27 protein-coding genes are annotated in these 24004 nt (G+C 43.2%); 1 reads left to right on the forward strand and 26 read right to left on the reverse strand.

Annotation, left to right across the window (positions count from 1 at the left end; all coding sequences use genetic code 11):
- The first annotated feature begins 523 nt into the window (after positions 1-523).
- Positions 524-1549 (forward strand): site-specific integrase, encoded by a 1026-nt coding sequence (locus tag PV763_RS12005; RefSeq protein WP_420937902.1) that lies wholly within the window; start codon positions 524-526, stop codon positions 1547-1549.
- 141 nt (positions 1550-1690) lie between these two features.
- Here the strand turns inward: PV763_RS12005 and PV763_RS12010 are convergent, their stop codons facing one another.
- The 26 genes from PV763_RS12010 to PV763_RS12135 all read right to left on the reverse strand — a co-directional run bounded on the left by PV763_RS12010 (position 1691) and on the right by PV763_RS12135 (position 23999).
- On the reverse strand, positions 1691-2266 hold the full coding sequence (locus PV763_RS12010) for a glycoside hydrolase family 19 protein (protein ID WP_420937903.1): 576 nt from the start codon (positions 2264-2266) through the stop codon (positions 1691-1693).
- Positions 2263-2481, reverse strand: a complete 219-nt coding sequence (locus PV763_RS12015; RefSeq protein ID WP_420937904.1) for a hypothetical protein — start codon at positions 2479-2481, stop codon at positions 2263-2265. Before PV763_RS12015 ends, PV763_RS12010 begins: the two co-directional genes overlap by 4 nt.
- On the reverse strand, positions 2478-3035 hold the full coding sequence (locus tag PV763_RS12020; protein ID WP_420937905.1) for a hypothetical protein: 558 nt from the start codon (positions 3033-3035) through the stop codon (positions 2478-2480). Before PV763_RS12020 ends, PV763_RS12015 begins: the two co-directional genes overlap by 4 nt.
- A gap of 62 nt (positions 3036-3097) precedes the next feature.
- Complete coding sequence (locus PV763_RS12025) at positions 3098-3331, reverse strand: hypothetical protein (protein ID WP_373686000.1); 234 nt, start codon at positions 3329-3331, stop codon at positions 3098-3100.
- Positions 3324-5411, reverse strand: coding sequence for a hypothetical protein (locus tag PV763_RS12030; RefSeq protein WP_420937906.1), 2088 nt, complete (start codon positions 5409-5411; stop codon positions 3324-3326). The genes PV763_RS12025 and PV763_RS12030 overlap by 8 nt, the downstream gene beginning before the upstream one ends.
- Positions 5412-5428: 17 nt before the next feature.
- Complete coding sequence (locus tag PV763_RS12035) at positions 5429-5815, reverse strand: hypothetical protein (protein WP_420937907.1); 387 nt, start codon at positions 5813-5815, stop codon at positions 5429-5431.
- Positions 5812-6099: a carboxypeptidase regulatory-like domain-containing protein gene (locus PV763_RS12040; protein ID WP_174894539.1), complete on the reverse strand. Its 288-nt coding sequence runs from the start codon at positions 6097-6099 to the stop codon at positions 5812-5814. The genes PV763_RS12035 and PV763_RS12040 overlap by 4 nt, the downstream gene beginning before the upstream one ends.
- Complete coding sequence (locus PV763_RS12045; RefSeq protein WP_420937908.1) at positions 6099-7349, reverse strand: hypothetical protein; 1251 nt, start codon at positions 7347-7349, stop codon at positions 6099-6101. The genes PV763_RS12040 and PV763_RS12045 overlap by 1 nt, the downstream gene beginning before the upstream one ends.
- 52 nt (positions 7350-7401) lie before the next feature.
- Entirely contained in the window at positions 7402-9015 is a 1614-nt protein-coding gene (locus PV763_RS12050; protein WP_420937909.1) for a hypothetical protein, read from the reverse strand.
- Between the two features lie 9 nt (positions 9016-9024).
- The gene (locus PV763_RS12055) at positions 9025-10986 is read right to left on the reverse strand and encodes a hypothetical protein (protein ID WP_420937910.1); all 1962 of its coding nucleotides are present in this window, start codon (positions 10984-10986) and stop codon (positions 9025-9027) included.
- Positions 10976-11395 carry a hypothetical protein gene (locus tag PV763_RS12060; RefSeq protein ID WP_420937911.1) on the reverse strand — a complete coding sequence of 140 codons (420 nt, stop codon included), beginning with the start codon at positions 11393-11395 and terminating at the stop codon, positions 10976-10978. Before PV763_RS12060 ends, PV763_RS12055 begins: the two co-directional genes overlap by 11 nt.
- Positions 11392-14514, reverse strand: coding sequence for a tape measure protein (locus PV763_RS12065; protein ID WP_420937912.1), 3123 nt, complete (start codon positions 14512-14514; stop codon positions 11392-11394). Before PV763_RS12065 ends, PV763_RS12060 begins: the two co-directional genes overlap by 4 nt.
- Before the next feature lie 39 nt (positions 14515-14553).
- On the reverse strand, positions 14554-15246 hold the full coding sequence (locus PV763_RS12070; RefSeq protein ID WP_420937913.1) for a hypothetical protein: 693 nt from the start codon (positions 15244-15246) through the stop codon (positions 14554-14556).
- A gap of 2 nt (positions 15247-15248) precedes the next feature.
- Positions 15249-15530 (reverse strand): hypothetical protein, encoded by a 282-nt coding sequence (locus tag PV763_RS12075; protein WP_420937914.1) that lies wholly within the window; start codon positions 15528-15530, stop codon positions 15249-15251.
- A 53-nt stretch (positions 15531-15583) separates the two neighbouring features.
- The gene (locus tag PV763_RS12080) at positions 15584-16144 is read right to left on the reverse strand and encodes a hypothetical protein (protein WP_420937915.1); all 561 of its coding nucleotides are present in this window, start codon (positions 16142-16144) and stop codon (positions 15584-15586) included.
- 263 nt (positions 16145-16407) lie between these two features.
- Entirely contained in the window at positions 16408-16587 is a 180-nt protein-coding gene (locus tag PV763_RS12085; protein WP_420937916.1) for a hypothetical protein, read from the reverse strand.
- 106 nt (positions 16588-16693) lie between these two features.
- Positions 16694-17455 carry a hypothetical protein gene (locus PV763_RS12090; protein WP_420937917.1) on the reverse strand — a complete coding sequence of 254 codons (762 nt, stop codon included), beginning with the start codon at positions 17453-17455 and terminating at the stop codon, positions 16694-16696.
- Positions 17455-17610 carry a hypothetical protein gene (locus PV763_RS12095; RefSeq protein ID WP_420937918.1) on the reverse strand — a complete coding sequence of 52 codons (156 nt, stop codon included), beginning with the start codon at positions 17608-17610 and terminating at the stop codon, positions 17455-17457. Before PV763_RS12095 ends, PV763_RS12090 begins: the two co-directional genes overlap by 1 nt.
- Positions 17610-18044, reverse strand: a complete 435-nt coding sequence (locus tag PV763_RS12100) for a phage tail terminator protein (RefSeq protein WP_420937919.1) — start codon at positions 18042-18044, stop codon at positions 17610-17612. The genes PV763_RS12095 and PV763_RS12100 overlap by 1 nt, the downstream gene beginning before the upstream one ends.
- Positions 18034-18537 carry a phage virion morphogenesis protein gene (locus PV763_RS12105; RefSeq protein ID WP_420937920.1) on the reverse strand — a complete coding sequence of 168 codons (504 nt, stop codon included), beginning with the start codon at positions 18535-18537 and terminating at the stop codon, positions 18034-18036. Before PV763_RS12105 ends, PV763_RS12100 begins: the two co-directional genes overlap by 11 nt.
- A 2-nt stretch (positions 18538-18539) precedes the next feature.
- Entirely contained in the window at positions 18540-18974 is a 435-nt protein-coding gene (locus PV763_RS12110) for a gp436 family protein (protein WP_420937921.1), read from the reverse strand.
- Positions 18975-18982: 8 nt separating this feature from the next.
- Positions 18983-19963, reverse strand: a complete 981-nt coding sequence (locus PV763_RS12115; protein ID WP_420937922.1) for a major capsid protein — start codon at positions 19961-19963, stop codon at positions 18983-18985.
- A 10-nt stretch (positions 19964-19973) separates the two neighbouring features.
- On the reverse strand, positions 19974-20321 hold the full coding sequence (locus PV763_RS12120) for a head decoration protein (protein WP_420937923.1): 348 nt from the start codon (positions 20319-20321) through the stop codon (positions 19974-19976).
- A gap of 13 nt (positions 20322-20334) precedes the next feature.
- Complete coding sequence (locus PV763_RS12125) at positions 20335-21237, reverse strand: hypothetical protein (protein ID WP_420937924.1); 903 nt, start codon at positions 21235-21237, stop codon at positions 20335-20337.
- A gap of 54 nt (positions 21238-21291) precedes the next feature.
- On the reverse strand, positions 21292-22548 hold the full coding sequence (locus PV763_RS12130) for a phage minor head protein (protein WP_420937925.1): 1257 nt from the start codon (positions 22546-22548) through the stop codon (positions 21292-21294).
- Positions 22548-23999, reverse strand: coding sequence for a phage portal protein family protein (locus PV763_RS12135; protein WP_420937926.1), 1452 nt, complete (start codon positions 23997-23999; stop codon positions 22548-22550). The genes PV763_RS12130 and PV763_RS12135 overlap by 1 nt, the downstream gene beginning before the upstream one ends.
- Positions 24000-24004: the final 5 nt, after the last annotated feature.

Genomic DNA, 24004 nt, shown 5'->3' on the forward strand with positions numbered 1-24004 from the left:
AAGTCCAATGATTCTACGAATACACCTAACTTTTTCAACTAACTACAAATGTGTCGCACTTGAGATTTGAATCTGCGTTTTTTATAAAATATATGCCGAAAATTTGATTCATTTTAGGATATGACTGTCGATTCGTTGTTTTTAGTCATTTCGATTCAATTCCAATATTTCAAATTAAAACTCAAATGACCTTCTAATCTTGATCAGCATGGGCATTCAGAATACTGAAACTCTTATTCATAAATTATTTTTGAAGTTGTGCATGGAATGCAGAATACAACACAGCATAAATAACAACAGCTTTACTAAATTTCAGGCAATAAAAAAGCAAGGCACTCGCCTTGCTTTAATATGATGGTGGGGATAGAGAGCATATCGCCATTAAATTGAAACCCTTATTCTGTAAGGGTTTTTCTTTTAACTATTGATTTTTAATAAATTAATGTTGTATTAGAATGTATTGTAATGTGATTTAATACATCATCCAAACATCTAATTTGCACCAAATCTGCACCACGACATTATGAAGATACCAAAGGCTATTCAGCGCGGTGATAGTTGGCGTATTTGCGTCAATCATCAAAACAAGCGCCACACCTCTACCCATGATACAGAAAAAGAAGCATTAGAGTGGGCAGCTCGTAAAATTATTGAACTCAAGGATGCGGCCAAGGCGTCAAAAGGTGATTTGCCTAAACACACCTATCAAGAAGCTATTGAGTATTATCTTAAGAATGTCACACCTAAAAAGAAAGGTGCACGCTGGGAAACTCTACGCTTAAGAAAGTTGATTCGTGATAATGAGCAGTTAGTGTCAAAAAACCTTACAGATCTCAAGTCATTTGATTTTGTGAAATACCGTGATGCCAGAATCAAGGATGTGACTGCGACAACTGTTTCAAGAGAAATGGAATTGCTTAGTGCTGTACTGCATTGTTGTATCCGTGAATTGGGCTGGCTGCACGCCTCTCCCCTCACTACGGTATCAAGACCGAAGTTGCCGCCACCGCGAAATAGACGTGCAGCAGATCATGAGATTGAAGCTATTTTAAATGCCTGCTCTTATGTTGAAGGTGAGCCGATTAAAACTAAAGGTCAGGAAGTGGCATGGGCAATGTTGTTTGCACTTGAGACTGCAATGCGACTTGGTGAAATCACAGCAATGACCTGGAAGAATGTTCATATTGATAAAATGTATGTGCACCTACCAGACACTAAAAACGGCCTAACTAGAAATATTCCACTATCAGAACGTGCTGAAGAATTGCTGCGCCACATGCAAGGTGTAAATAGTCCTCGCGTTTTGAGTATTGATTCGGATTCCCTATCCTCTTTATTTAGGCGATATCGGGATAAGTGCGATATTCAGGATTTAAGATTCCATGACTTGCGGCATGAAGCCACTACTCGCATGGCCCAGATTATTCAAAACCCTGCCGATCTAGCCAAGATTACCGGACATACGGATATTAATATTCTGGTGAATACCTACTACAATCCAACTGCTACCGAGGTTGCACAACGATTAAGAAATGGGCTTAGAGGATAATAATGAAAACATGGACCTACTTTTACATAGAGCACACGATAAGAATGGGGAGATTTTTAGGAAGGAGTCTGGGTGGGGATTGAGGAATTATTTATTAAAGTAAAAAACAAAGCCCTCAGTTGAGGGCATTTATCTATTTTATCAAACAAGTGCTCTTAATTTTAATAAGTGCGCCTTACGATCCGCAAGACCATTGGTGCCGCCATTGATCCGGCGAGTAATAGTCAGCACATCATCCTTGTCAGCTAAAGCATTCAAGCCATTATCAGACCAAAACTTGCAGGCAACCATTAAGCCGATACTTGGAATTGCCACAACTTCAGGATTGTTTTCAAAGTCGATGCCGAGCTGCTGGCTATACTTGCGATAATTGGCACGTCCAGTCAATTGAATTGGGCCACGGCCTTTAAATCGCTTGCCATCCCCTGGCTGTGTATTGCCTAAATCCTTTCGACCTTCATAAGCTGCACCTGACGCGATTTCTTCCATGTATCGGAAGTTGCCCGACTCATGTGCAAGTTGTGCAAGGAAGTGAATAAAGCGAAGCGAGTTATCCAGGATGCCAAAGGTTCGTAGATGAACATTGGCAGCAAGACCGAGTTCTTCAGCTCGCGACTGACTGGCACCTAGTTTTTTAAATACCGCAGTCAGGGTGCCACGCCCGATGATACCATCGTCATGCACACCTACTGCCTTTTGTAGCTTCTTGATATTCATGAGCCACCCTTAATTTTAGGCTGTGCAATCTTACGGCCAATGTATGCCAATGCAGGTAATACAATTGAAAGCAATAGAGCATGGTATTCAGTAGGGATGAGCTGTGTATTAATGCCCTCTTGAATTAAAACAGGAAGCACCCCCAATAAAAAAGCTCCGATAATTGGGAGCTTTACAGATAAATATTTCCAGACATTTTCAGGGATTAATTTCATTTTTCCTCTCTCATATTTCGTTCATAAAGTTTGTTGCGGATTTCTTCAACCGTTCTTAAAAGTTGGTCGGATTGTTTTTCAAGAACTTGGATGGACTGGCTGTTGGTCATGGTTTGAGTATTTACCGTGTCTGTTTTGCTCGTCTGCGTATTCCAAGCAACAACAAATAGGCCAGCTAAAAAAATACCACCAAAGCGTACAAGACTTGTGGTGTTATCAATCTTGGTTTTACTCTCATGTAGCACCCTGATCTGCATATCCATTTCTTTGAACTTCGGATCAATCTCATTTCGGACTTGCTTGATCTCGCTTTTGAAGTTTGACTTAGCTCGATCCAGATCATCTTGCAGATTGTCACGAGTCTGAGTTAAGTCATTCCGAGTCTGCTGATGCTCTTTATTGAGCTGCTCTAACTGCATATTCATGCGGTCAAGTTTTTGGGGCATTTCAGCCAACTTATCCATACTTTTTCCAAGATCGTTAATCTTGTCTGAGATGGCAAGAAGCTGCCCTGCTGTTGCTACTGGTGGATCAGATGAATAGTCATTGGACATTGTGCCCCCTAAATTTTGGTAATAAAAAAGCACCTAAAAAAGGTGCTGTTGTTTGGTTAAGTTTAGACTTCTATTTCTGAATGTGACCCACTTGGCGCAGGTCGCAAAATAACTTGATTGGATACAAACACCCTGGCACCCAAGTTATAAGCTGTGCCGGATGTGCATAATACTGGACCGGATCCACCATCGATCTGTACCCGATACTCTGGATGCTTCACCGAAGTGATGGTACCGATGTATTCAGCATGGGTTGGATTTAAAAGCTTTCGCAGTTCAAATAGAGGATTAGTCACGGCTGATACGCTCCACAGTAATGGTTTCATTAACCTTCTCATGCGAAAAGCTACCTGATACCGAATCAATCACACCCCACCACTGGCCGTTAAAAGCAATGGACTTACCTGGTAGCATCTCACCAATTTCTTGGCTTACCGGAATATCCGAGAAAGTATGCAGTTCCTGAATATTGGCTTTGACTAACTCATTTTTGCCGTAACTGGCACCCGATACCACATTAAATAATGGGCCAGTGACCGTTTCAAGCGGCACATCACCTGATGTTCCTCGTTGCTGTACTTTTAGGCTTTCACCACTGCGGCTATTCACTACGGTGATGGCATTGAAGTCAGCAATGTATTCATCGTTCTTCTTAATGTTTTGCTGCATTACCAGGCTCTCAGATAACAGAATATCGTAATCCTCAACTGTCATCGTATCCCAGTAGCCTTTCTGGTACCGGGGTAAGATAGTCAGCGTGTTGCCCGCTTTCTGGCTATAGATAAAGCCGCCACCTGCATCAACCACCTGCTTGATTGCATCGATGGGTGCAAGTTCTGCATAACTCAGACTCTCAGTCGGTACGATCCAGCCCAATTCATCAATCAGTTTCCAGTCTAAGTTGGTGCCGCTATTTGCTCGATCCAATTCAGCTTGAACGAGTTGTACAGAGGTTCGTTCATTGTCTTGAATAAATGAACGTGAAGCTGCATATTTACCCGAGTTCAAAGCAGTAACACTTCGCCCCGGGTAAGTGTAAAGCACATTGGCAAAGCGCCGAGTTTCCTCTGGATCTTCAAGCAAGATATGATGCTCAAATCCATTGATCGTAACTTTAAGGATAACAGGCTGACCATTGATTGGTTGCAGCTTGCCTTTTTCCGTATGAGCCACGGTAATGGAATAGGTCCAGCACCATTGCGACCGACTGGTGCTATAGGTGCCATCCATGACTTTGATTTTCTCGCCGGTATCCAATCGTTCGGCTGTTAATGTATTCACGATATACCACCAGTTTCTGTTCGGCAGTGCTGGAATACAGTCATCTGCACCAAAATTTAAAACAACATTGTGTGAATCAACGTCATGGCACAGGCATACAAAGTTTAGATCGCCAGTACCTTCGTATTTAGGTATTTCGGGCTTTGGCCAAGGTAAAACCGGATGCTTGCGATAATGGATCGCTTTAGCTTGATCCCAAGGAAAATTCGACTTGGTAACAATCTCCAGGCTTTTATCCCACTCAAATGAAAAGCGATGCTCAAAGACCTGAGCCACTTCATGCGAATAAGTAAAAGTCTTGCGCCGGCGGATCATCTCCTGCCAGACTGTTTCTCGGTTATGACGCAGCTTGACGGTTTCTTCGTGCACATATCGCTGATGAATAAAGCGTTTATCACCCTCTTCCCAAATCACATATGCATCTGAACTTAAACCGGTTGCTTGCTCATGTATCGATCTAACCGCGCGATTCAATGACCCTGCTTGCTCATATTGAATATTTTTCTGATTGGAAATCACCAAACCCTGGTCATAAAAAAGAGCCTCATTTGAGACTCTTACTATAGGCTTGGCCCATGGTATTTCTGTGGTGCTCAAGGCTGCGATGGCTTTCTTATATCGCATATCAAAGCCATAAGACACGCCCACTAGATGATTGATATCGAATAGTGCTTTAACTTCGAATGAAAACCCAGTATCTAAAACCGTATCAATCGTGCACAGGTTTTCACTAAATACCGCTTCGATTTCAAAACTAAAACTGGTGTCTAAGACTGTATCAATATGCCCAATGACATCGGTGTTCTCTTTAAAGACTGCGACAACATCAAAGCTGAACTCAATATCAAGTACCGTGTCTATAACTGCAGTGTTTGCACCACTATCTGCATAGACTGCTGTGACTTCAAGTGAAAACTTAGTATCAAGTACCGTATCAATTACAGCCGAAACATCATCACCAAAATTGAGATTAGTCGCGCCATCGGCCAGATGTTCAAAATTAAGAATGATGTTGTGGCTGTCGGTATTATCGGGCTTAAAATTTAAGTTTAGGTTGTGCGCATCAACGGTGCCGAGCTTATTTTTAAAATCCACATGAGCACCCTTTTAATTTAAGGTCTTAATTTGATGGACTGGATAAACAGCGTGCCGCCCACAACTAAATTGGTATTAGCTAAGCTAATGTCAGTACCCACAGTTAGATCCGCTGCCACTTCACCTGCACCGTTATAAATACGCGCCCATGTTGCTGTGCCTGACTTGATCACGGTCGCTGTATCCGTTGGATGAAGCTCTACATAAGTGGCTGTGACTTCTTTAATACACGGCTCAGGAAATACCAATGTCACCAAAGCATTATTTGAATCTGCTGCGATAGCAGGACTGGCTGGCTGCACACCCTCATAAAAAATAACGGTAGCACTTTGGCTACCGTTATCCATAAAATTGGCAAAGGCTTGAATCATGGCAAGCCGGGCTTTGATAGATGTTTTATTCATTTTGGCACCACATTATCTTGAATGACTGCGTTATATTGACTAACTGGATCGTGTGCAACTATGAAAAACTTCGTTGCAACCAGGTGGTTAAATTTATAGCCACCATCCTGATCTGTTGAAACCTCATCAACCATTTTCCCCGATAGCTTTTCATATAGCCTGACCCGACATGGTATAGATGCTCCTATTTTTTTAACCGTTCCACGTATTAACAACCCATTACCAAAGGTTTGCGATGATGAAACATCATAATTTTTTAAACACTGTATATTTGTTGAAATCATTAAAGCTCACCAATCTTAAGAATGATCTGACCTTGCTGGTACTCTATTGCCACATATAGGGCAATATATAAATTTCCACCTTTTTCAAAAAGCTGATTTCTATTTAATGGTTTATTTTGAAATACCCAGTGTAAATTAGGAATCGCCCCTCTTAAAACCGCACCTTCTTTTATGTATACATCCGCAAAACACACATATCCAGAAGTTGCAACATTCGAAACATAATCACTGTTCCCAGAAGATACCTGCTGCATTGTTGGATTTATAGACGCAGTTCCTGCATTCGATACTGATGCTGCTCCAGCATAGTTTCTTTGTAATACTAATTTGTTTGTTGATGTTGTTGTTAGATTTGATGCTGGCCATGCGCCAGATGATGCCGGTACATACTCAAGCGATGCGCTCAAAAAGCAATTCGCATTATCGGTATTAAGGAAGGATATAAAACTACCAAACCCATAGGGAATAAGGTTTGTATCGCTAGGACTAACACCATTTAAGATGTAGAAGTAATCTGAATTACCGACAATGATCCACGGTCTGTCACCAGATGTCACTGTTGCTGATGCCGCATCCGCTCCTGTACTTAACCCGCTTTTTGCATAATACCATTTCGCCCAGCCATTATAAGCGGATGTGCCAGATCCTGAGCCAACCCAATTTTTATCTGGTGCCGCTGAATCATAGGGAGCTTGCACACCGAGCAGCGTATCAATATCAGCCATATCTTCAACAATACCGACCTTGGCATATTTAGCATACGTTGCTGTATATGCAGGATCAAGCTCATCTACAACGCGTAAAAATGGTCGGCTTGGTAAAAGTAAATTTTTGGATCGATACGCTCCTTTTCCACCTGTTGCGCTTGTACTACTAAATGGCTTTTCCCAGCCCAAGGGGGGTAATGATGCTGTGATTGTACCTGTTGCAGTAGCTGTACTTGGCGCTGCCGCAAGTTCAAACGTGATACTTTGTGCATTCGGTATAGTTAAAACGCGATGCTCACCATTAAATTCAGGTTGATTGGCACCTGTGATTTTAATCACTTGATATTGCATCAAATTATGGGCAGAGCTAAATAATGCAGTGACTGTTGTGCCTGATGCCGTAAGGGATGACACTGTGCCAATATTGATACCATTTATCAGACAAGCATCCAGCACATTAATCATCGAGCCATAAGCATTTTGTAGTTGTGGTGCATTGCTATTGGTATGCACATAAAATTTAATATCTGTACTTGCGACCATTTTTAATACTCATAAAAAAGACCGCATATAGCGGTCATATTTGATTTAGATTTTAAACAACACGGTCAATGTCACCACGGAGCATGATCTGGAACTGGTCTGAAACTACTGTAGGTTCTGATTGCTTCACGGTACGAATCACCCAGACCGGAAAGTTTGCAGCCACGGTATTGAATCGCAAGACATTACCGTTAGCCCAGCCCGCACCCCAGCCTTCTTTTTTAATCGTGAAGTACGGAACACCAGTGACCGGGTTGATCGGTGCATAGTCTGCATTGGTGGTACCGGTACCAATCTGGCCAGAGTATTCACCAATACAACGAAATGATTGTGCATCGGTAAAGATTAATGCCCAGCGTTCCTGAATCGCACCTTTGTTGGTGACCTGAAGTGGATAGAGCGAATCATTGTAGTTCGCCAAAATGCTTGAGCTTGGTTCATCTGCCCAAGCATTACTCCACGAACCTTGCACAAACTTTCGGGTGTAACGCGCCTGCATATCACCAATGACTAAAGCAGATCCGACAATAGTATCTACTGCATCATAGTTATGGGTTAAAGGCTTGGTAAAAGTCAGCTGACCATTGATCTGTACATCCCGGATCAAGCCCATGTCCTGATAGCGATATTTCACTGTCAGCGGTGCAACCAGGTTACCCAGTACAAAATCACCACCCAACGTCACACGGCCATAATCATAATCAACTGTGTATAAATCGAAAGCTACTTTCGTTCCGTTAGCATCTTCAAGTTCAGCCCATGAAATACGCTGATCGTTCAGGTCATATGTGGTACCTGCAATCGCACTTGGTAATTCTTGAGACTTACTTGAGCTAACAATGCCGATGCCACCGACGCGGAAGATCGGCACCCGACCGTCAATTGGTAATCGGGTGGCAGACAGACCTAAGATTTCAGAATCCAAAGGAATATAGGTATAAGCCACTGCGTTATAGCGCACTGATGAAGCATCTACCCAGACCGGAACATTGATATAGGTATCCACTCCTTCCTGGTATTCCAGCAGCGGGTCATACCAATCGTGTTCCTCAATCTCAGCCCGGTTGGCTTCAGTAATCTTGGTTTTGGTGTAAAAGTAAATCGTGACAAACCCATTTTCCCAATTGACCTGCCCATGCGCCCGGCTGGTTTCGATCACCCCATTTTCATCAGCGGTCAGTGTCAGTTGACCATATTCAAGCGTTCCCACCACCACAGTTAAGGATTGTGGCCGGATCGGCATGATCGGGGTTCTAAAGCTGATCTTGTTAACCGGTAACAGGTCGGTGGTGGTGGTTAAGGATTCCAGACTAATGGTGTTATCTGCATTCGGAGTCCAGGAATCAATTTCAACAATACCGGTACCATACTGAATGACACCGGATTGAATGCCTGAATTGTTTGCTGGATTCACATTGCGATACAGCAAGCCAGTGCGATCTAGAAAAGTGTCCGCACCAACTTTGAATCGGGCTGAGCCTGTCAGAATCTGCTCATCAAAACCAGAGGATAAATCCAGCTTGAGCTTGTTTGCCGTCACCGTATGTGTTGCTGAGTTCGAGCCAGAGGTATCACGGTATTTCACTTGAATATCAACAGCATTAAGGGCTTTTAATTCAACCTGCTGACCTTGAATGTCTGACGTTTGTGGAGAATAAAAAGACATATTTCCTCGCTAGGCAGCCGCATAGGTAGCCATAGGTGTAAAGGTTTGCACAAATCTGCTTGCTGTACTTTTTGGTGTGACTTCAACTGCGCCAGTCGCATAGATAATGGTGCCTTGCACTTGACCACGGCTATTCACTAAATTCCCCATGGTGGCATTCACCGGTACATCTGTCAGGGTTACAGACCCTGAAATCCCCTCACTGCTTTGAAGTGGAATTTTTAACTCAACACTATTTGGCTGAATTGCTGGTCCGGTACCAATGGTAAAGGTCAGCTTTTGATTTGCAGGGGTAATATCTAGTTTGGATTGATTAATTGACGACCCGTAGTTATAGATCACGGAGAAAGCTGTGCCTTTTTGGGGTAGCTTGCTTGGGATGATCTTTCCAACTCCGGTGGCATAGTTGATTTCACCTGTAGCATCACCAGTAAACTTACCCTGCGCATTAGAGGTTGCCGTTTTCTCTTCACCTTCAAGCATCCAGTTAATAGTTATGCCCGGCAACACACCTGGTCGTCCTAAATCAAAATCAAACGCAGCTTTTTCAACAGTTAAATTCGAGCGCACAAAAGTGACAATCGGTGTACCCCAGTTCAGCAGAATCGGTGTGTCTACATCTGGTAATGCGCCAGTGGTTAATAGCCATGAGCCAGTTTCGTAATTGATCATGCCCGAACCAAAAGATGGACTGGCAGCCTTTAACTGGCCTGATCCATCGTCCTTAAGTTCATAGAATTTGCCCTGTGACATATACGAGATCGACAAAGCACCCGGTGCAGGGATTGGAATCAATACTCCGGTCCAGTTGGTACTTTGGTTGTTTTGAGTCACTGGAATGGCATGGCTTTGATAATACTGATTCGGTGCAGCTGCAGGCTTGAACGTGATATTCAAACTTACAGTGCCGGCTGGCGCCGCTGCAGTCCATTGGATTAAGCCGCGCTGATAATCAATCGTGCCAACCTGAGTACCTTGCGTATTCTTAAGCAACCCACCTTGATCGGTAATCTGCTGGCCTTGTAATGTGAAAGCCACACTGGATGGAATCACTGCTGAACCGATATACAGGTTCTGACTCACTCCAATAGTCATGCCGGGATAATTGACGGTGATCGTACCTTCATTACCCGCGACCAGCACCACGCTTTCACCTGCAGCGTTCACATCAATGATCGGTGTTTCGGTCTGGGCAGATGGAATCAGCTGTGCAAAGATACTTTTAGCATTGACTGTGAACTCACCCACGTTTGCATCAGATGCCAGTGCTGTAGATGAGTAATACAGACCGGTATCAGCAACAATCGTATCCCGAATAATGGTTTTTGATGGATTGCCTGCATACCACTGCCGTGCAGACAAGCCTACAAAATCTATTTCCAGTGCATTATTTAATGAGTAAGTAGCAATCTTGTATTCCACGTTTTTGCCATCCACTACCATAATGGCAGTGCGAGTCTCAACTTTTGTGATGCGAACATACTGTTCACGCTCTAAAGCTTTACCTTCATCACTGATCAGGACAATCGTGTCACCTACTGACGACTCAGTTTCTTGCGGAAACATAGCCACCTGTAGTGATGACATACCTTTCCAGTGGGTATCTAGTGGTGTTCCGGCGATCTGACCGCCTTTGGCTAGATAGTTTTCCAACCGGTTCTGGGCAGACTGGCGTTCATCAGTCCAGTTCTTGGTGCTAAAAAGCAATGCCGATACGTTTGGATCTTCTGGTAGTTCAGAGACAAAGACTGTTGCACCCATTAATAAATCGGTGTCTTCAGTGGTCACTGCTGGAAACACCTTGCGCATGGATACATCACCCATGGTTCGATCCATTTCCGATACGTCATTGAACAGGTTATTGCTGATACCATCCTGAACTACAACGCCAGAATATTTACCACCGCCATCAGAGTTATCGGTCAAGCGTTCAGACTTGTAGATCACTAAATCCTTGGTTTCAATCGCCATCGTTCAACTCCGTAAAGCGCAAGGTCACATTAAAATAATCATCCAGTGATACCGCTGGAATTCCTTTCACCGGTGCGGCTTCCAAAGCCCCATCCTGGTGGTTAAATTTGACAGTGAACTCACGGCTGTCATGCGGCTGCTCAAACTGCAATTTGAAATTCTCTCCCTGCAGTTTTGACCACTCCAGAACAGTTCGCAGTTCACGCAGTTTAATCCAGCCCATTTGTGGATCTGCCGGTTGCAAGGTAATTGGTCGGCCCGACTTCTTTTTGCCTTCCTGAATGATCAAGGTGCCATCCATGGTGTAGGCCTGATTCTGTTCAATAGCCTTCCATGAAAATTCATCAGGCCATAAAAAACCGTCCTCTAATGGGACGGTTTCGGATGTTGCTAAGCGAACGAGTTTCATGTTGATTTCGCCTGTACTTTAAGTTGATTGACCAGTTGATTCATCAATGATTCCTGCTCGGCCGTACCGGAAAAGTCCAGTGTTTTTCCATCAAACTGAATCTGATAATTCACTGTTTTACCACCGCCCTGAAGATTGCTGGTTGATGGTGATGATGGGGTGGATGGTGCATAGGAACCGGTTGAAGCCACATTGATATTGCGAAGCAGGTCGTTGATCTTGTTGGTTCCGTGCTGGGTAGTAATGCCATTGGCGGCTGCCCGATCAAATTCAGCATTGATTAATGCTTTCATTGCGACACTGCTCTCTTTACCTAAACCCTGCTCTTTGGCGCTGCGATCCGCTGCCATAGCCTTAGACCAGATTTCACCAGCGAGCTTTTGAGCATCTTTGTCATCGTAACCTTTGCTTTTCAGCTCGGATAAAACATCACTTTTGCTGTATGAGCTGTAATCATAGATTCCTTTGCTCAATGCTTCGCCTTGGCGCTTCATTTCCTTGTTAAAATCACCTTTGGCCTTGTTGACTGCATCAGCCCAAGCTTCGGTAGATGACTTGGCTTCTTCACGTGCAATCTGCCCAGCATGACGATAACCGTCGCCAATCCCACGCGCTGAATCACGGACGCGGTGATTGGATTCAACCCAATCATCATTTGACTTAACCGCGACTTTCCCGGTTTCATCTACCTGAACGGATAGTCCGAGTGACGCGGCTTTGGCATTTGCGGCTGCAATACTTTGAGCATCGCCTGACGCATAGGCCAGTTGAATTGTCTTCTCATAAGCCTTTTGAAGATCCGCTTGAGTAGCCTGGCCACTCTGGCGTACTGTTTCAAAATCAGCCAATGCCATTTGAGCTGACAATCGAAGTTGCTCTTTGGTTTTAATGCCAAGACGTTCAAATGCAGCACCAACTTCATCCAAATCATCCGGTAGTTTTGCTGTTGCTCGCTGAATAGCTTGCATGCCTAATTCAACCTGTTTGGTTGAAAATACGCCTTTGTCCTCAAATTCCTGAAGTTTTGCTTTGGCCATGTCAATTTCAGCAGGAGATTTAGCTTTTTCAAGCCATTTTACCCAGCCTTCGTAAATCAGGTTTGATGCTTCTTTTCCACTAACCCCAAGACCTTTAACGTCATTACTTAGTGTGACGACCTGACCACCAGCCTCTTTAAAACTTTTTGATATCCTATTCAGTGAAACATCAAGATTAATACCAAGTGCTTCAGCAGCGCCTTTTGCGGCACTCTCCGCAGCTTTACTTACACCAACAGCACCGCTAACCGCCTCAGCATTACGCTGTTTTCGGATTTCGTTTAACTCTGCTTCTCTCGTATCAATAGCAGCCAACGAGGTCTTTGCGGAATTTAAGGCTGTTAAATCACCTGTAACTTTTGCTTGTTCAATTTGCTTCTGGAGTTGAATCCTTTCAGCAGCACTAGATTTAATAAATTCCTGATAATCAGTTTCAGCTTGCTTGGCTTTTTCTTGTGCCAATTCGGTTGCTTTAGCGTTTTCCTCTGTGGCTTGCTTGGCTGCCGCCATAGAGGTCACTACGACTTTGCCAGCACTATCTAAAGTGACCATGTAGCCTTTGGACTGTAAATCCAATTGAACTGCGCTATCTAAAACGCCATTGTTGGCCTTAACAGCTTCATCTGCATAATCCTGAACTGCTTTAACCTTATCTTCTTCACTGGATTTTTTACCATCAACTTCGGTTTTTTGATCAGCAAGCAAGCTTTCTAGTTTGGCTTTAGATGATGCGACTGATTCGGCATCTTTTTCTTTTTGAGTTTTGCTAATATCATTTACAGCTTCAATGCCTTTGGATTTAAATTCCATAGCACCGTTTGAAGCTTTTGTGTAGTACTCCTGAGCCTTAGCTGCAAGTTCTTCATATTCTTTTAATGCTTGATCTTTCGCATCACCAAATAGGAGTTTTGACTTCCAGTAAGTGAATGCTCCAGCAACATCATAAACAACACCAGCAAGAAGATTTAAACCAATACTGATTGCGGAAAATCCATCACCAGCAAATCCAATTACGACATTAATCGCCTGTAAGACTTTTGTGAGGCCATTGGTTTTATCGGATGCAGTATCTACGCCGCTGCCAAAGTCAAATACAGCACCAAGAGCTGTATTTAATACGTCTGCTGTAATTTCAAAAGCTGCGCCTACAGACGAAGCAAGTATTTTTAGCGTATCGTAAGCTGACTCAAGAGCTGTTTTAAACGCCTCAATGGTTGCGGTATCTATTTTCTTAAGTTGATCACCTACCCAAACAAAGCCTTCGCCAATATCGTCAAGCAGGACAGTTACAATATCCATGTTGTCAGCAAGAGTAACCAGCCATTGAGCTACTGTTGCCGAAGCCCCGTTCGCCTGATCCATAGTGCCAATCAGAATCTGCCATTGAGTCTGGATACGCTGTAAGGCATTGCCGATGGTGGTTGGGAACTTAGCATAATCGGCTTCAATTGCAGCGGATTGGCTTTGTAGTGCCTTGATGACCTTCTCGGCAGATAGTTCGCCATTCTCAGCCATCTTGCGCAGTTCGCCAGTGGTCACACCCAATGACTGTGCTAAAGCTTTAGAAATGCCCGGTGCTTGCTCCATGATGGAGTTGAATTCATCACCACGTAATACGCCAGATTGTAATGCCTGAGTAAACTGAGTGATTGCGGCTTCACTTGCCTGTGCGGATCCACCACCGGTCTGAATCGCCATATTGATGGTTTTGACCAGATCAAGACTTTGCTCTTGCGTCAGCCCCATCTGCTTACCGACATCATTCACTTTCGTAAATAATCCGGCTGTAGCATCTAGACTGGAATTCGTGGCAAGTGCTACCTGATGGACACCAGCCATTGCAGATGTAAAGTTGCCGCCATCTTTAGTGGCAATATTGATTCGAGCGGACAGGTTTGTGTAGCTATCTGCTGCATCTGCAAGCCCTTTTACAGACACACCAACACCAACCGCAGCCATAGCAGCAACAAGTGCATTGACAGCAAATTTAGCGCCATTCATGCCCTGCTCTAAACCACTGGTATTAGCCAACAGGTTTAATCGAAAGTCTAAATTCCCTGCCATCTGGTTTTCTCCGGGCAATAAAAAACCCGCCGAAGCGGGTTTGGGTAAAATATAAATCTAAATTGTTTTATCTTGTTTAGACTGAGTTAAGCAAAAGTCCTTGATCTTCGAAAATTGCTCACCACTATTGCTTGAATCTATTTCATATGTTTTATAATTATCAGTAGCAGTAGTTATGCGAATCAGAATTCTGGAACTATTTTCTATTTGCGCCCTATGATTTTCACTCAAAACAATAACCTTATTTAATGAAGATAGGTTTGAAGTACCGTCTGACATTGGTTGGTTATCAAATCTAATTTCATAATTGCCAGTGGCACCATCTTTGGTGAAATCTCGAATTTTGATAGGGGTATCTGCGACAAAAACTGCACTTAATCCACCGTAATATGAACAACCTATTGTTAAACCAGCGTCTGTTTGCAATCCTGTTTCAGCATTAATCGCCTTGTTAGACAAATAAAGACCTTCCTTATCTGTCATTTTGTCGATTTCACGCTCTAACTGCCATTTAGTTTCTTTTGGTTTATCATTTTTATCAGGATTGGCTATAGTCTGTACTATCTCCTTATTATCATCAACATTCTTGATTGCAAATGTGTCCCATAAAAAATACCCCAGACCACCTATAATCGCTATTATTGCCACTAGAATTAATGGATTATTTTTATAGTGTGCCCCACATGTTTTACAGTGAGTATCTGCCGGTCTCATTGGTTTTTTACAAGATTTACAGTATTTAATACCCACTATTATCGCTCCCACTCAATCTTATAGATCTGGCCGTCTACAACTGTAATTGTGTATTTCTGCCCATTCACCGTGTAGCGATATGAAGTAGCTTTATGCGGCCAACCTTTACGGTCATGAATCACGTGATGATAAGAAGATTCAGGTTCACCCAATACATCAAACATTTGCCCCAATGTAGAGCCAGGTTTCACATAGCTGGTACTACCACGTACAGAGTTCACTTCTACAGCAAAAGTGAATGAGCTGGCCATTAATGCCATGGCTAATAGTAATTTTTTCACAGTAACCCCCCTAAATTATTATTTCCACATCATAACTTTAGGGTGAATCCCGATCAATCAGAAACCATTTCTTTCTTAAATGATTCAAATCCCTTTTTATCCGTCTGGGCCACACGCGCTGCAATAGCAGCATTGAAGATTCCCTGTTTATACAGCTTATTTGATGCCTTAACGTAGCCCTGAAACGCGCCATAGGTCATCTGCATGATTTCGCTGTGTTGGTGGCCCATTGATACCAAAAACTGGAATGAATCAAACCAGGTGGATTCTGTGGCCTGTTTTACAGACCGCTTTGGCTTCTCGTATTTGAAATAGGCTTGATTGATTAACAGCACCACTTTCAGCAGGTTTTTAAAATACTGCTCATCTTCTGCCAGTTTGATCAGCGCATCACTGCCCAGATCGGTAACACATACAATCATTGAAATGACTTGCGCTGCATGGGCCTTAAATAATTCTGTTAAAATTTCATCTGAATGATTTTGGTCTTTGATGAAGCTCTTTATTGGCTCTGCATGTGCCAGCCACAAATCAAAGTCTTTTATCTGAATCTGACGAACTTCAATATCATCAAATGGAATGCTTCGATTCGTTGCTAGAAAAAAATCATTCATGATGGGTCTCAAGTTAAATTTCAGGCATTAAAAAACCCACCGAAGTGGGCTAAGTTTGACGAGGATCGAACTCGCTTTTTCAGGCGGATAGGATTTACACGTATTTCAGAAACACTATCCAGAACCTGACGTTTTTTCCAAACCAGAGCTATTGCTCCTTAAACTACAAACTCAAAATTAATGTAGCGTATGCTTGATTTTTTTTCAACCAAGAGGCTGGAATGCATTAAAAAGCCACCCGAAGGTGGCTATGTATTTTGCTTTTATCGAGGACACAAAGGGTCACCAACAATGAAAACTTTCTTATCAATCTGACTTACAACTTCATTTAAAAGCTCTTCATCATTTGATTCATATTTTATAAGAGTTTCATCACCTGTACTTTGAACACTTACGTGCACAACAGGTATTTGGTCGATGTCATCAAAATTTGGTTTATCCATCTTCTCACCAATGCTTATAATTCTGCCTAAATTATAACATTGATAAAAAATACAGGCACAAAAAAAGACGCTAATGCGCCTATGGAGTTCTTTGTGCCTGCGTAGGTTAAGGTGCTGTCGCTGCCGGAATCGTTACGATATGGCCGTATAGACCAAGCTGCGCATCCGATTGCTTTGTAATGTCTGCCAAAGCCTGACCGGAAATTGAGTAAGACCCTAATTCCTCATGAATCAACGGGAACGTGGTTTCTGGTGACTTCTTGGTACGCCATAAAGTCACAGCAACAGAATCACCGCTAGCAGTATTCACGCCTTTAAAGAACAGTTTGTATTCTGTATTAAAGTCGGATGCAAAGGTGGTGTTTGTCACAGCGCCAGTGGTGTACGTTGCCAGAATCGGCATGGTCAAACCAGAAACATCGTTGAAAATCACTGTGCCGAACTTAGCGTCCAATGTGTAATCTTCTGGGTCAACTGTTTTGGCTGTGCCGCTGGTCGAGTCTTTGAATGACACGGTTTTCAGGTTATAGCCATCAAGCTTGATTTCTTGACCTGCTACTACTGTGCCTAATGATTCACCCGCTTCTGTTCTGGTAGCAACCTCGTAGTTCATACCTGACAGAATATACTTCAAGTTTTCAGCATCGATTTCTTCAAGCTGTCCCGAGAAGTTCACCGAAGTCGCATTTACCATGGTGAAATCGGTTGTGCGCTGACCTGTCATTGATTCTTTGTGCTCAACAATATCAGCACCGATTTCCAATTCAAACTCAGGTACGTTGCCGATTGCGCGTAGTGCGCCTGCAACACCGTTTTTAATCTCTGCAAGATAGAATCGACCTTGCAACGAAATATATTTACTCGCCATTATTTAGCATCCTCTTTTCGTGGCTTGGCTTGCGCTTTGATTTCTTCAATCACACGGTCAGCCACTAATTTTTTAATCTGAGCATCATCTAGCCCGCCAATCACATCGCCTTTCTGCCAACGTCCGACAGCTTTCAGCGCTTTATATTGCTTCATTAAGTTATTACCTGTGATTCAAATAAATATGGAAAGTATGCAAAGCCTGAAGCCGACCCGACATTTACACCAGAATCCACCCGTTCAAAAGGCCGGAATCCTGCAATGCCCGGATCAAATCCCTGCATTTTTGCCAATATTTCACGAATGAACGGATCGGCAGTTTTTCGGATATTTGACGTTTCTTCTAGTTGTGAAGATGCATCATTGACAGCCAGTACAACAAGCCATTGCTGAGTAATCGATACCGCACGACCACGGCCAGCACTCTCTCCAACCCGATCCCCGACATAAATCACATTCAGGCTAGGCGAACAGTTGGTAATTTGAAGCATATCGTCCACGTTAAACGGTGTATTAATCGCTAACACGCCATTTATTGTCTTTAATCGCCCCACAATCACCGATTCAAGTGCAAAATAATCACTTTGCATCCGTTAATAACTCCAGTAAATATTCTTCAATTTCAAACAAGACCTCTTGAGAATCATCAACCGACATACCCAAGAACGGACGCGGTGGAATGGTGACGCTCTTAACCTGTGCCCAGCCACCCATAGCGGTCTTGAACTTCAAATACTTGCTGTTTTTTGGAGTAATTCGAGCGCCAAAATGTAAAACTGGCGCGTAAAAGACATTAGTTCCAACAACAACACGCTTGCCATCACTGGAAACGCTGTACTTGATTGAGTTATAAAGCCGACTGGTATCACGTAAAGTCGTGCCACCTTGCATCTTTGCCCGCCAAGACTTCTGCCATGGCTTATCGTCTGTGCCAATGCCCGTGTTAATACGCTGTTTTGTATTATGTTCGAGTATTGAGCCGATGTTGTGCATCAACTTGGAATGGTCGCCAGCTTCCTTTAAAACCCTGTTCAGCCACTCGGTTATCTTTTCTTGACCGTGAAATTGAATTTTATCGACCATGATTAAAGACTCGGCATATCGTCAAGTTTTGCATTTGAGAACACGCCACCTGTGTATGTGGTCCCAAGTGGTGCGCTTGCTCTGACTTTCTTCGGCTTGGTTACTTCCTGAGTTTCGATATTCTCAATGAGAAGCATCGCCTTTCCATCTGCTACGCGCTTTAAAAACCCGATTGCATCTTCATATCGCTGACGTACTTGATCTGACGCTTTAGATCGCCACAACAGGAAACGTGCAATATCACAGATATAGATTTTTAAATTTTTGGGCGGATGGGAAAGTGGCACATCGTAGATGACCCCGATATAACCATCGGCTATATCAGATGCATCTTCAATGTAAGAATCAACCGACTCACCGCCAGTTAATCCTCGTTCTAATTGAGAAATCTCATTCTCACCGTAACGCAAGACCAAATCACTTCGATCTGCGTACATAGGTCACCTTATTTCGTTGATACCACTTTCACCAAGGCTTTTGGTTTAGCAACAATCGGCAATTGGTTTGACTGCACATGAAGCTCAAAGCCACGGTTATGCTTCAATGGCTCTTGAGATGCGTAGTATGGCAATGCAAGCGTATTCACCGTGTCAGAGAAATCTGCAGGAGCCAATGCGTTTAAGAATACATCTTGTGTGCCAAGTGGGTATGCATGACCTTCTTTCACACCAATCAGCGGCACACCACCAATTTTTTGACGGTTCACAATGAATTTCAAGCCGCCAAATTCAAAGCCTGATTTGTTACCGGTTGCAAGAACATCAGCGCCTTTAGACCAGTTTAAGAACACTTCACGCACGTTTTTGTGAGCAACCAAGGCATCGTAAAATGCGCGATCAACTTCCACTTCAATGCCTGACGTAGTTTCTTGACCCAAACCATCTTCGATTTGATCAATAACATCTTGGCATTTCGCAGCAACATCAGTAGTTGCGGTTCCTAATTCAAAATCAACAACCTGTGGGGTAATACCGAAGCGCGTGTTGTAGTTTACAATCACTGTGCCATCAGCATCTAAAATGATGCCCTGTTTTGCTTTCGTGCGACGATAAGCAAGTGTGGTATCGATTTTATTTTTCATGATCTGAAGTTTATCGAGTACCTTGCCATTTACAGTTTCAGCAGCAGTACCGCCAAACGCGCGTACACCCATCACATCAGATGCTTTCACAACATCTTCAAGCGGCATGTGTGGAATTGCAAAAGTTTCTAAAGTTCGAGTACCGCTTGAGTTTTTAGGAGCAACACCACCCCAAGCAGTTGTTGGCACTAAAACTGTGTCTTCAGCATAGAACTCAACTTCAAAAGCACTGGTTGTGCCTGGCACATTGCGAAATAAATTCACATCGTTTGGATTACCAATGCGAGTTGGTAAGCTTGTAATAGCGGTGGATAATTCCTGTGTGCTAAATTCTAATTCGTCCATTCTTTTCCCCTTATGCCGAGCGCACAGTAGTGATGCCAAGAGTCTTAAGACCAGCAACAACAGTCGCCAAGTCACCCGCCTCAACTTTTAATTTTTCAGCCACAATACGAGCTTGATGCGCCAATATTACGCCTTTGCCTTTTTCGGTTGTGGTTTTCACTGTGCCAATTGCAATACCTGCAACAGCCCCAGTGCCATCAAATAAAACGATGTCGCCTGATGCATTAAATGATACTGGCTGACCATCTTCGATAGTTTGGTTGATTGCTACAGTTGCATTTTCACGGCTCGGACGATGGTTGCCATCTAATTCCCAAGCCAGCCAATCCGAAGTTACGCCTTTTTTAGTTACAGCCATTTTGTATTACTCCTTATTTACGCGCTTTAGCTTGGTCAGCGAGTGACATCGGCTTTGCGTTGAATTGATTTTGACCACCTTGCGCTTGATGCTTAGTCAAGTAATCTGGCAATGCTGGTTTTTGCGGTTGAGTTGCCGAGAATTGACGAAGTTGTTTGGCTGAGAATGCAAATGCACCATCATCAAGCTTTTTCATTTCTTCAATATCTTCGGCGCTAAACTCTTTGCCCAGGTCTTTACCTAGTGCAGTGATTTCAGCTTCACGTTTTGCAGCTGCAAATTGTTTGTTTTGTTCAGTCAAAGTATTAATCTGACCTTCCAATTCTATGATTTTGGCTTGCGCCTGTACTAAGTCCACGTCTGTGTCCTCTTTGGTTGGGTTTGGATTGGCTTTGCCTGAGAAGGCTTTAATAGATGTATTCCGATCAGCACCGGTCGAACAGATCGTAAATTCACGGATACGGTTTTGACGGAAGATGGTGATTGGTCCTTCAAAGGATTGACCATTCACAGTGACTGTCTTGCCTTGAGACACCTCCTCAATAGATCCCGGATCAATCATCATGGACATCTGGAATGGGAAACCATCATCAGAGTCTTGGACAATTTCCTGTGCTTTGGCGTTTGTAAGGAAATCACCTGATACATCAATCTTTCCGTTTGTATCCACGGTTTGAACGACACCAATTCGACTTGAACTGAAATGTTCCTCAAGCAAGGCAGCCGGCTTATCAATCTCGATACCATCAAGATCAAAGACCACGCCAGAGCGCCCCCAATACCAGTGACCATCTACACGACCACCGGCATAAGCAGTGCCTTTAAATTTCCGTTTCTGCCCTTCCTCGGCTTTGGGTACCTCAATCGCAGAGGCATTAAATAAATACTTCAGCCGCTCTTCATTTGGATCTGGCATTTTTCATGCTCCATAAAAAAACCGCCCTTTCGGACGGTCTTAAATTGATTTTGATTAATACAAATTAAATAACGTGTTATTTGCCACAAATAGCCGTGTAGCAAGCTCGTTTGTCTTTCTTAGCACCACTTCATCATCCGTGATGCTAACGACCTCTAAATTCAAATCAGGAGCCAATAGCGCACCGTTCAAGCCGTTAATCTTGCTTAAATCGAGTGCTACGCCTTTTGCATCCAAAATAGTGATGCTTTTCCCTGCTTGAGCCGATGTCTTAAATAGAGTTGGTGTCTGAATGCCAATCACATTACCTTTTTGCAGCTTGAGCGAATCAAAGCCCTTGATATTGTTTCCAGTAATCTTTGATTTCAGATTCTTGGCAATCAACATGAGCGAATCGAATGAACGCTTCATCCAAGCGACAATAGATTTATCGTCTTTCACTACAGCGTTTTTAAGCAGATCCGTTAATGCTTGCTCATCATCTTTCACAAGCTCGGTCAGCATTCGTATTGCACTCGGTTCAATATCCTTTTTAGAGTCAAACACACGATCAATAATAGCCTCATTGACCTGTTTTGATTCTTCGGACATTGGCTCGAAAGCCTTAACGATTGATTTATTCGCTTGCTGTGAGATTAAAGCTTCGTTTTGAATATCACTTAATTTTCGTGCAAGTGGCGTGTCTGTGAGTAATGCATCATCAATCTTCTCTTGAAGTACATCATTTAAATGTTTGCCATAACTCACAGGACTTACAGCCCAACCTTTATCGGGTTGTACACCCATCAGGCCATCATCAGGTGTAATACCTTGTTTCTTGGCCTGCGCTTCAGTCAAAGCATCTACACTGCACCGACATTGAAATCCATTGGGCGGATAATGTGTATCCCAAAACGGATCATCAATGCCACGGACAATATTGTTTAAAGCTAAATGACTCGGACGAACTCGACTATCCGTTAAGGATGAATATCGCAGATAAGGCCGATTAGCTTTATTTTTCTGCTGCTGCGTCCAGATACCATGTGCATAAGCATTCTGAATATTTGTGCGGAAAATGTTATCCAGGTGGTGCGGACTAAGCTCGATTCCCGATTCTTTAACCGCCTTTTGAAACTCTTGAAATGTCGAACCGCTTTCAATTGCTCTATTGGTCAGATTAATCACAGTCCTGATCTGGTCGAGTGATGCCAAATAGCTCACTGTAGTCGCGTATTGTCTTGCATTTAAGTCTAGTAGATAGAACTCGTCAGACAAAACAACACGCTTATCACGAGCGTAACGAAGCGCGTCAGCGTAACTTACTGCCATTACTTACTCCGTTGCACATACCCGATCACATCAAACAGATACAAAGCCCGCGCCATGGTTGCATTGAATCTCTCAACCGACTCGCCAGACATCAAGCTATAAAGCTTTTCCTGAAGCTCACTGGTATCTTTTACGGTCTCAACAACTTTCAGCAATTCAGACTCGGAAAATAGCGTTTTATCGATGTCATCAACCATGTCATCAACTTCTTGCTGATTCAGGTCAATGCCTTGCATGTCTGCTTTAAAGCTGAATGCACGTTTTGGAATAGCTGAGAATGCAGGTGTCACCTTGGTGTCACTTTGAGGTGCCACCTCAGCAACATCACCATCCTTCAAGCTGTATTCACGCTGAAAATACTGTGGTGTCAGATTAGCCCCGGCATTCTTAAGCTTTACATCGCGCTCAGCCTTATCTGTCTCAAGTGATTTTTCATCACCGATAATGATTTTATGCTTCGACCACTGGTTCAGCTCACACAAAGCATTTATGACAGCCTGAATAGTCGGTGTAATCATCCGAATATCAGACTTGAGTTTGTCTTTTCGTACATTCTCATGTATCTGACCCAATGCCCGACTACCTGAGTTATCAGTACCACTGGTCAACGTCTGCCCCAAAATGAGCTTTTGAATCTGACGCTTGATTTCGGTATTGAATGTTTCAAATGACGACCCTGCTGTGCCTTGCGCCACTCCGAGTACTTCTACATCATCTTCAGCATCGATTGAGACAACGGACTGGGCATGAGCAGACAACAAAGCATTATTCATTGCCTGAATATCTTCATCATCACCATCTTTTACTTTTCCAAGCAAAATCGGTGTGCCAAATCGCTCTAAGAACTTCGCCCAGAACTTAAATCCATTCTGTTTGAAGAAGAATAACCAGTACAGTGAAGCCAATAACGCCTTGCCATAAGGTTGTTTGTATGAAGATTTGCGACGAGTTAAGAAAAACTTAATCGTCTGATCCACTTCACCTTCATAGCCTGATTCAGATCGATAGATCAAACGTCCGTCATTCTTAGGCTCAAACCACTCCATCGGCTTTTCACCAATCCATTGCAGCCCGATATGTGTGTCCTTTTGCTCGTAAATCGCCTCTTGTACTGAGTAACCAAAGAACAAGGCATTGTGTGCACACGTTGCAAGCTCCACAAACCACTCATTCAGCTCTTGAGTGAGCAATTTAGCTTCGGGTGTGTCATTTGGCTCTAAACGATAAGGCGCACCAAGCAACGCATCTAAGCGAGTTTCAGCGGCTTGACCGATCTCATCATCATCAAGTAAGACAGACAATCGGTGACGCTGAATACCTGCTTTCATCAAAGTTTCGTCAACATCAGCAGCCTTACCAGCATTAAAAAAGCTTTTTACTGCTAAATGTGTGTCAAGTGAACCGCTCGACAAAGCCTTGTTTTTAACTTTGTCTTTTTTAGACTTTGCCATAGTTA

This window comes from Acinetobacter sp. AS5 (genome assembly GCF_048957595.1).
GTDB lineage: Bacteria > Pseudomonadota > Gammaproteobacteria > Pseudomonadales > Moraxellaceae > Acinetobacter.

Coding starts and splice junctions, on each gene's coding strand:
- PV763_RS12005 (WP_420937902.1), top strand. CDS start 524: ATGAAGATACCAAAGGCTATTCAGCGCGGTGATAGTTGGCGTATTTGC.
- PV763_RS12010 (WP_420937903.1), bottom strand. CDS start 2,266: ATGAATATCAAGAAGCTACAAAAGGCAGTAGGTGTGCATGACGATGGT.
- PV763_RS12015 (WP_420937904.1), bottom strand. CDS start 2,481: ATGAAATTAATCCCTGAAAATGTCTGGAAATATTTATCTGTAAAGCTC.
- PV763_RS12020 (WP_420937905.1), bottom strand. CDS start 3,035: ATGTCCAATGACTATTCATCTGATCCACCAGTAGCAACAGCAGGGCAG.
- PV763_RS12035 (WP_420937907.1), bottom strand. CDS start 5,815: ATGAATAAAACATCTATCAAAGCCCGGCTTGCCATGATTCAAGCCTTT.
- PV763_RS12040 (WP_174894539.1), bottom strand. CDS start 6,099: ATGATTTCAACAAATATACAGTGTTTAAAAAATTATGATGTTTCATCA.
- PV763_RS12045 (WP_420937908.1), bottom strand. CDS start 7,349: ATGGTCGCAAGTACAGATATTAAATTTTATGTGCATACCAATAGCAAT.
- PV763_RS12050 (WP_420937909.1), bottom strand. CDS start 9,015: ATGTCTTTTTATTCTCCACAAACGTCAGACATTCAAGGTCAGCAGGTT.
- PV763_RS12055 (WP_420937910.1), bottom strand. CDS start 10,986: ATGGCGATTGAAACCAAGGATTTAGTGATCTACAAGTCTGAACGCTTG.
- PV763_RS12060 (WP_420937911.1), bottom strand. CDS start 11,395: ATGAAACTCGTTCGCTTAGCAACATCCGAAACCGTCCCATTAGAGGAC.
- PV763_RS12080 (WP_420937915.1), bottom strand. CDS start 16,144: ATGAATGATTTTTTTCTAGCAACGAATCGAAGCATTCCATTTGATGAT.
- PV763_RS12085 (WP_420937916.1), bottom strand. CDS start 16,587: ATGGATAAACCAAATTTTGATGACATCGACCAAATACCTGTTGTGCAC.
- PV763_RS12090 (WP_420937917.1), bottom strand. CDS start 17,455: ATGGCGAGTAAATATATTTCGTTGCAAGGTCGATTCTATCTTGCAGAG.
- PV763_RS12095 (WP_420937918.1), bottom strand. CDS start 17,610: ATGAAGCAATATAAAGCGCTGAAAGCTGTCGGACGTTGGCAGAAAGGC.
- PV763_RS12100 (WP_420937919.1), bottom strand. CDS start 18,044: ATGCAAAGTGATTATTTTGCACTTGAATCGGTGATTGTGGGGCGATTA.
- PV763_RS12105 (WP_420937920.1), bottom strand. CDS start 18,537: ATGGTCGATAAAATTCAATTTCACGGTCAAGAAAAGATAACCGAGTGG.
- PV763_RS12110 (WP_420937921.1), bottom strand. CDS start 18,974: ATGTACGCAGATCGAAGTGATTTGGTCTTGCGTTACGGTGAGAATGAG.
- PV763_RS12115 (WP_420937922.1), bottom strand. CDS start 19,963: ATGGACGAATTAGAATTTAGCACACAGGAATTATCCACCGCTATTACA.
- PV763_RS12120 (WP_420937923.1), bottom strand. CDS start 20,321: ATGGCTGTAACTAAAAAAGGCGTAACTTCGGATTGGCTGGCTTGGGAA.
- PV763_RS12125 (WP_420937924.1), bottom strand. CDS start 21,237: ATGCCAGATCCAAATGAAGAGCGGCTGAAGTATTTATTTAATGCCTCT.
- PV763_RS12130 (WP_420937925.1), bottom strand. CDS start 22,548: ATGGCAGTAAGTTACGCTGACGCGCTTCGTTACGCTCGTGATAAGCGT.
- PV763_RS12135 (WP_420937926.1), bottom strand. CDS start 23,999: ATGGCAAAGTCTAAAAAAGACAAAGTTAAAAACAAGGCTTTGTCGAGC.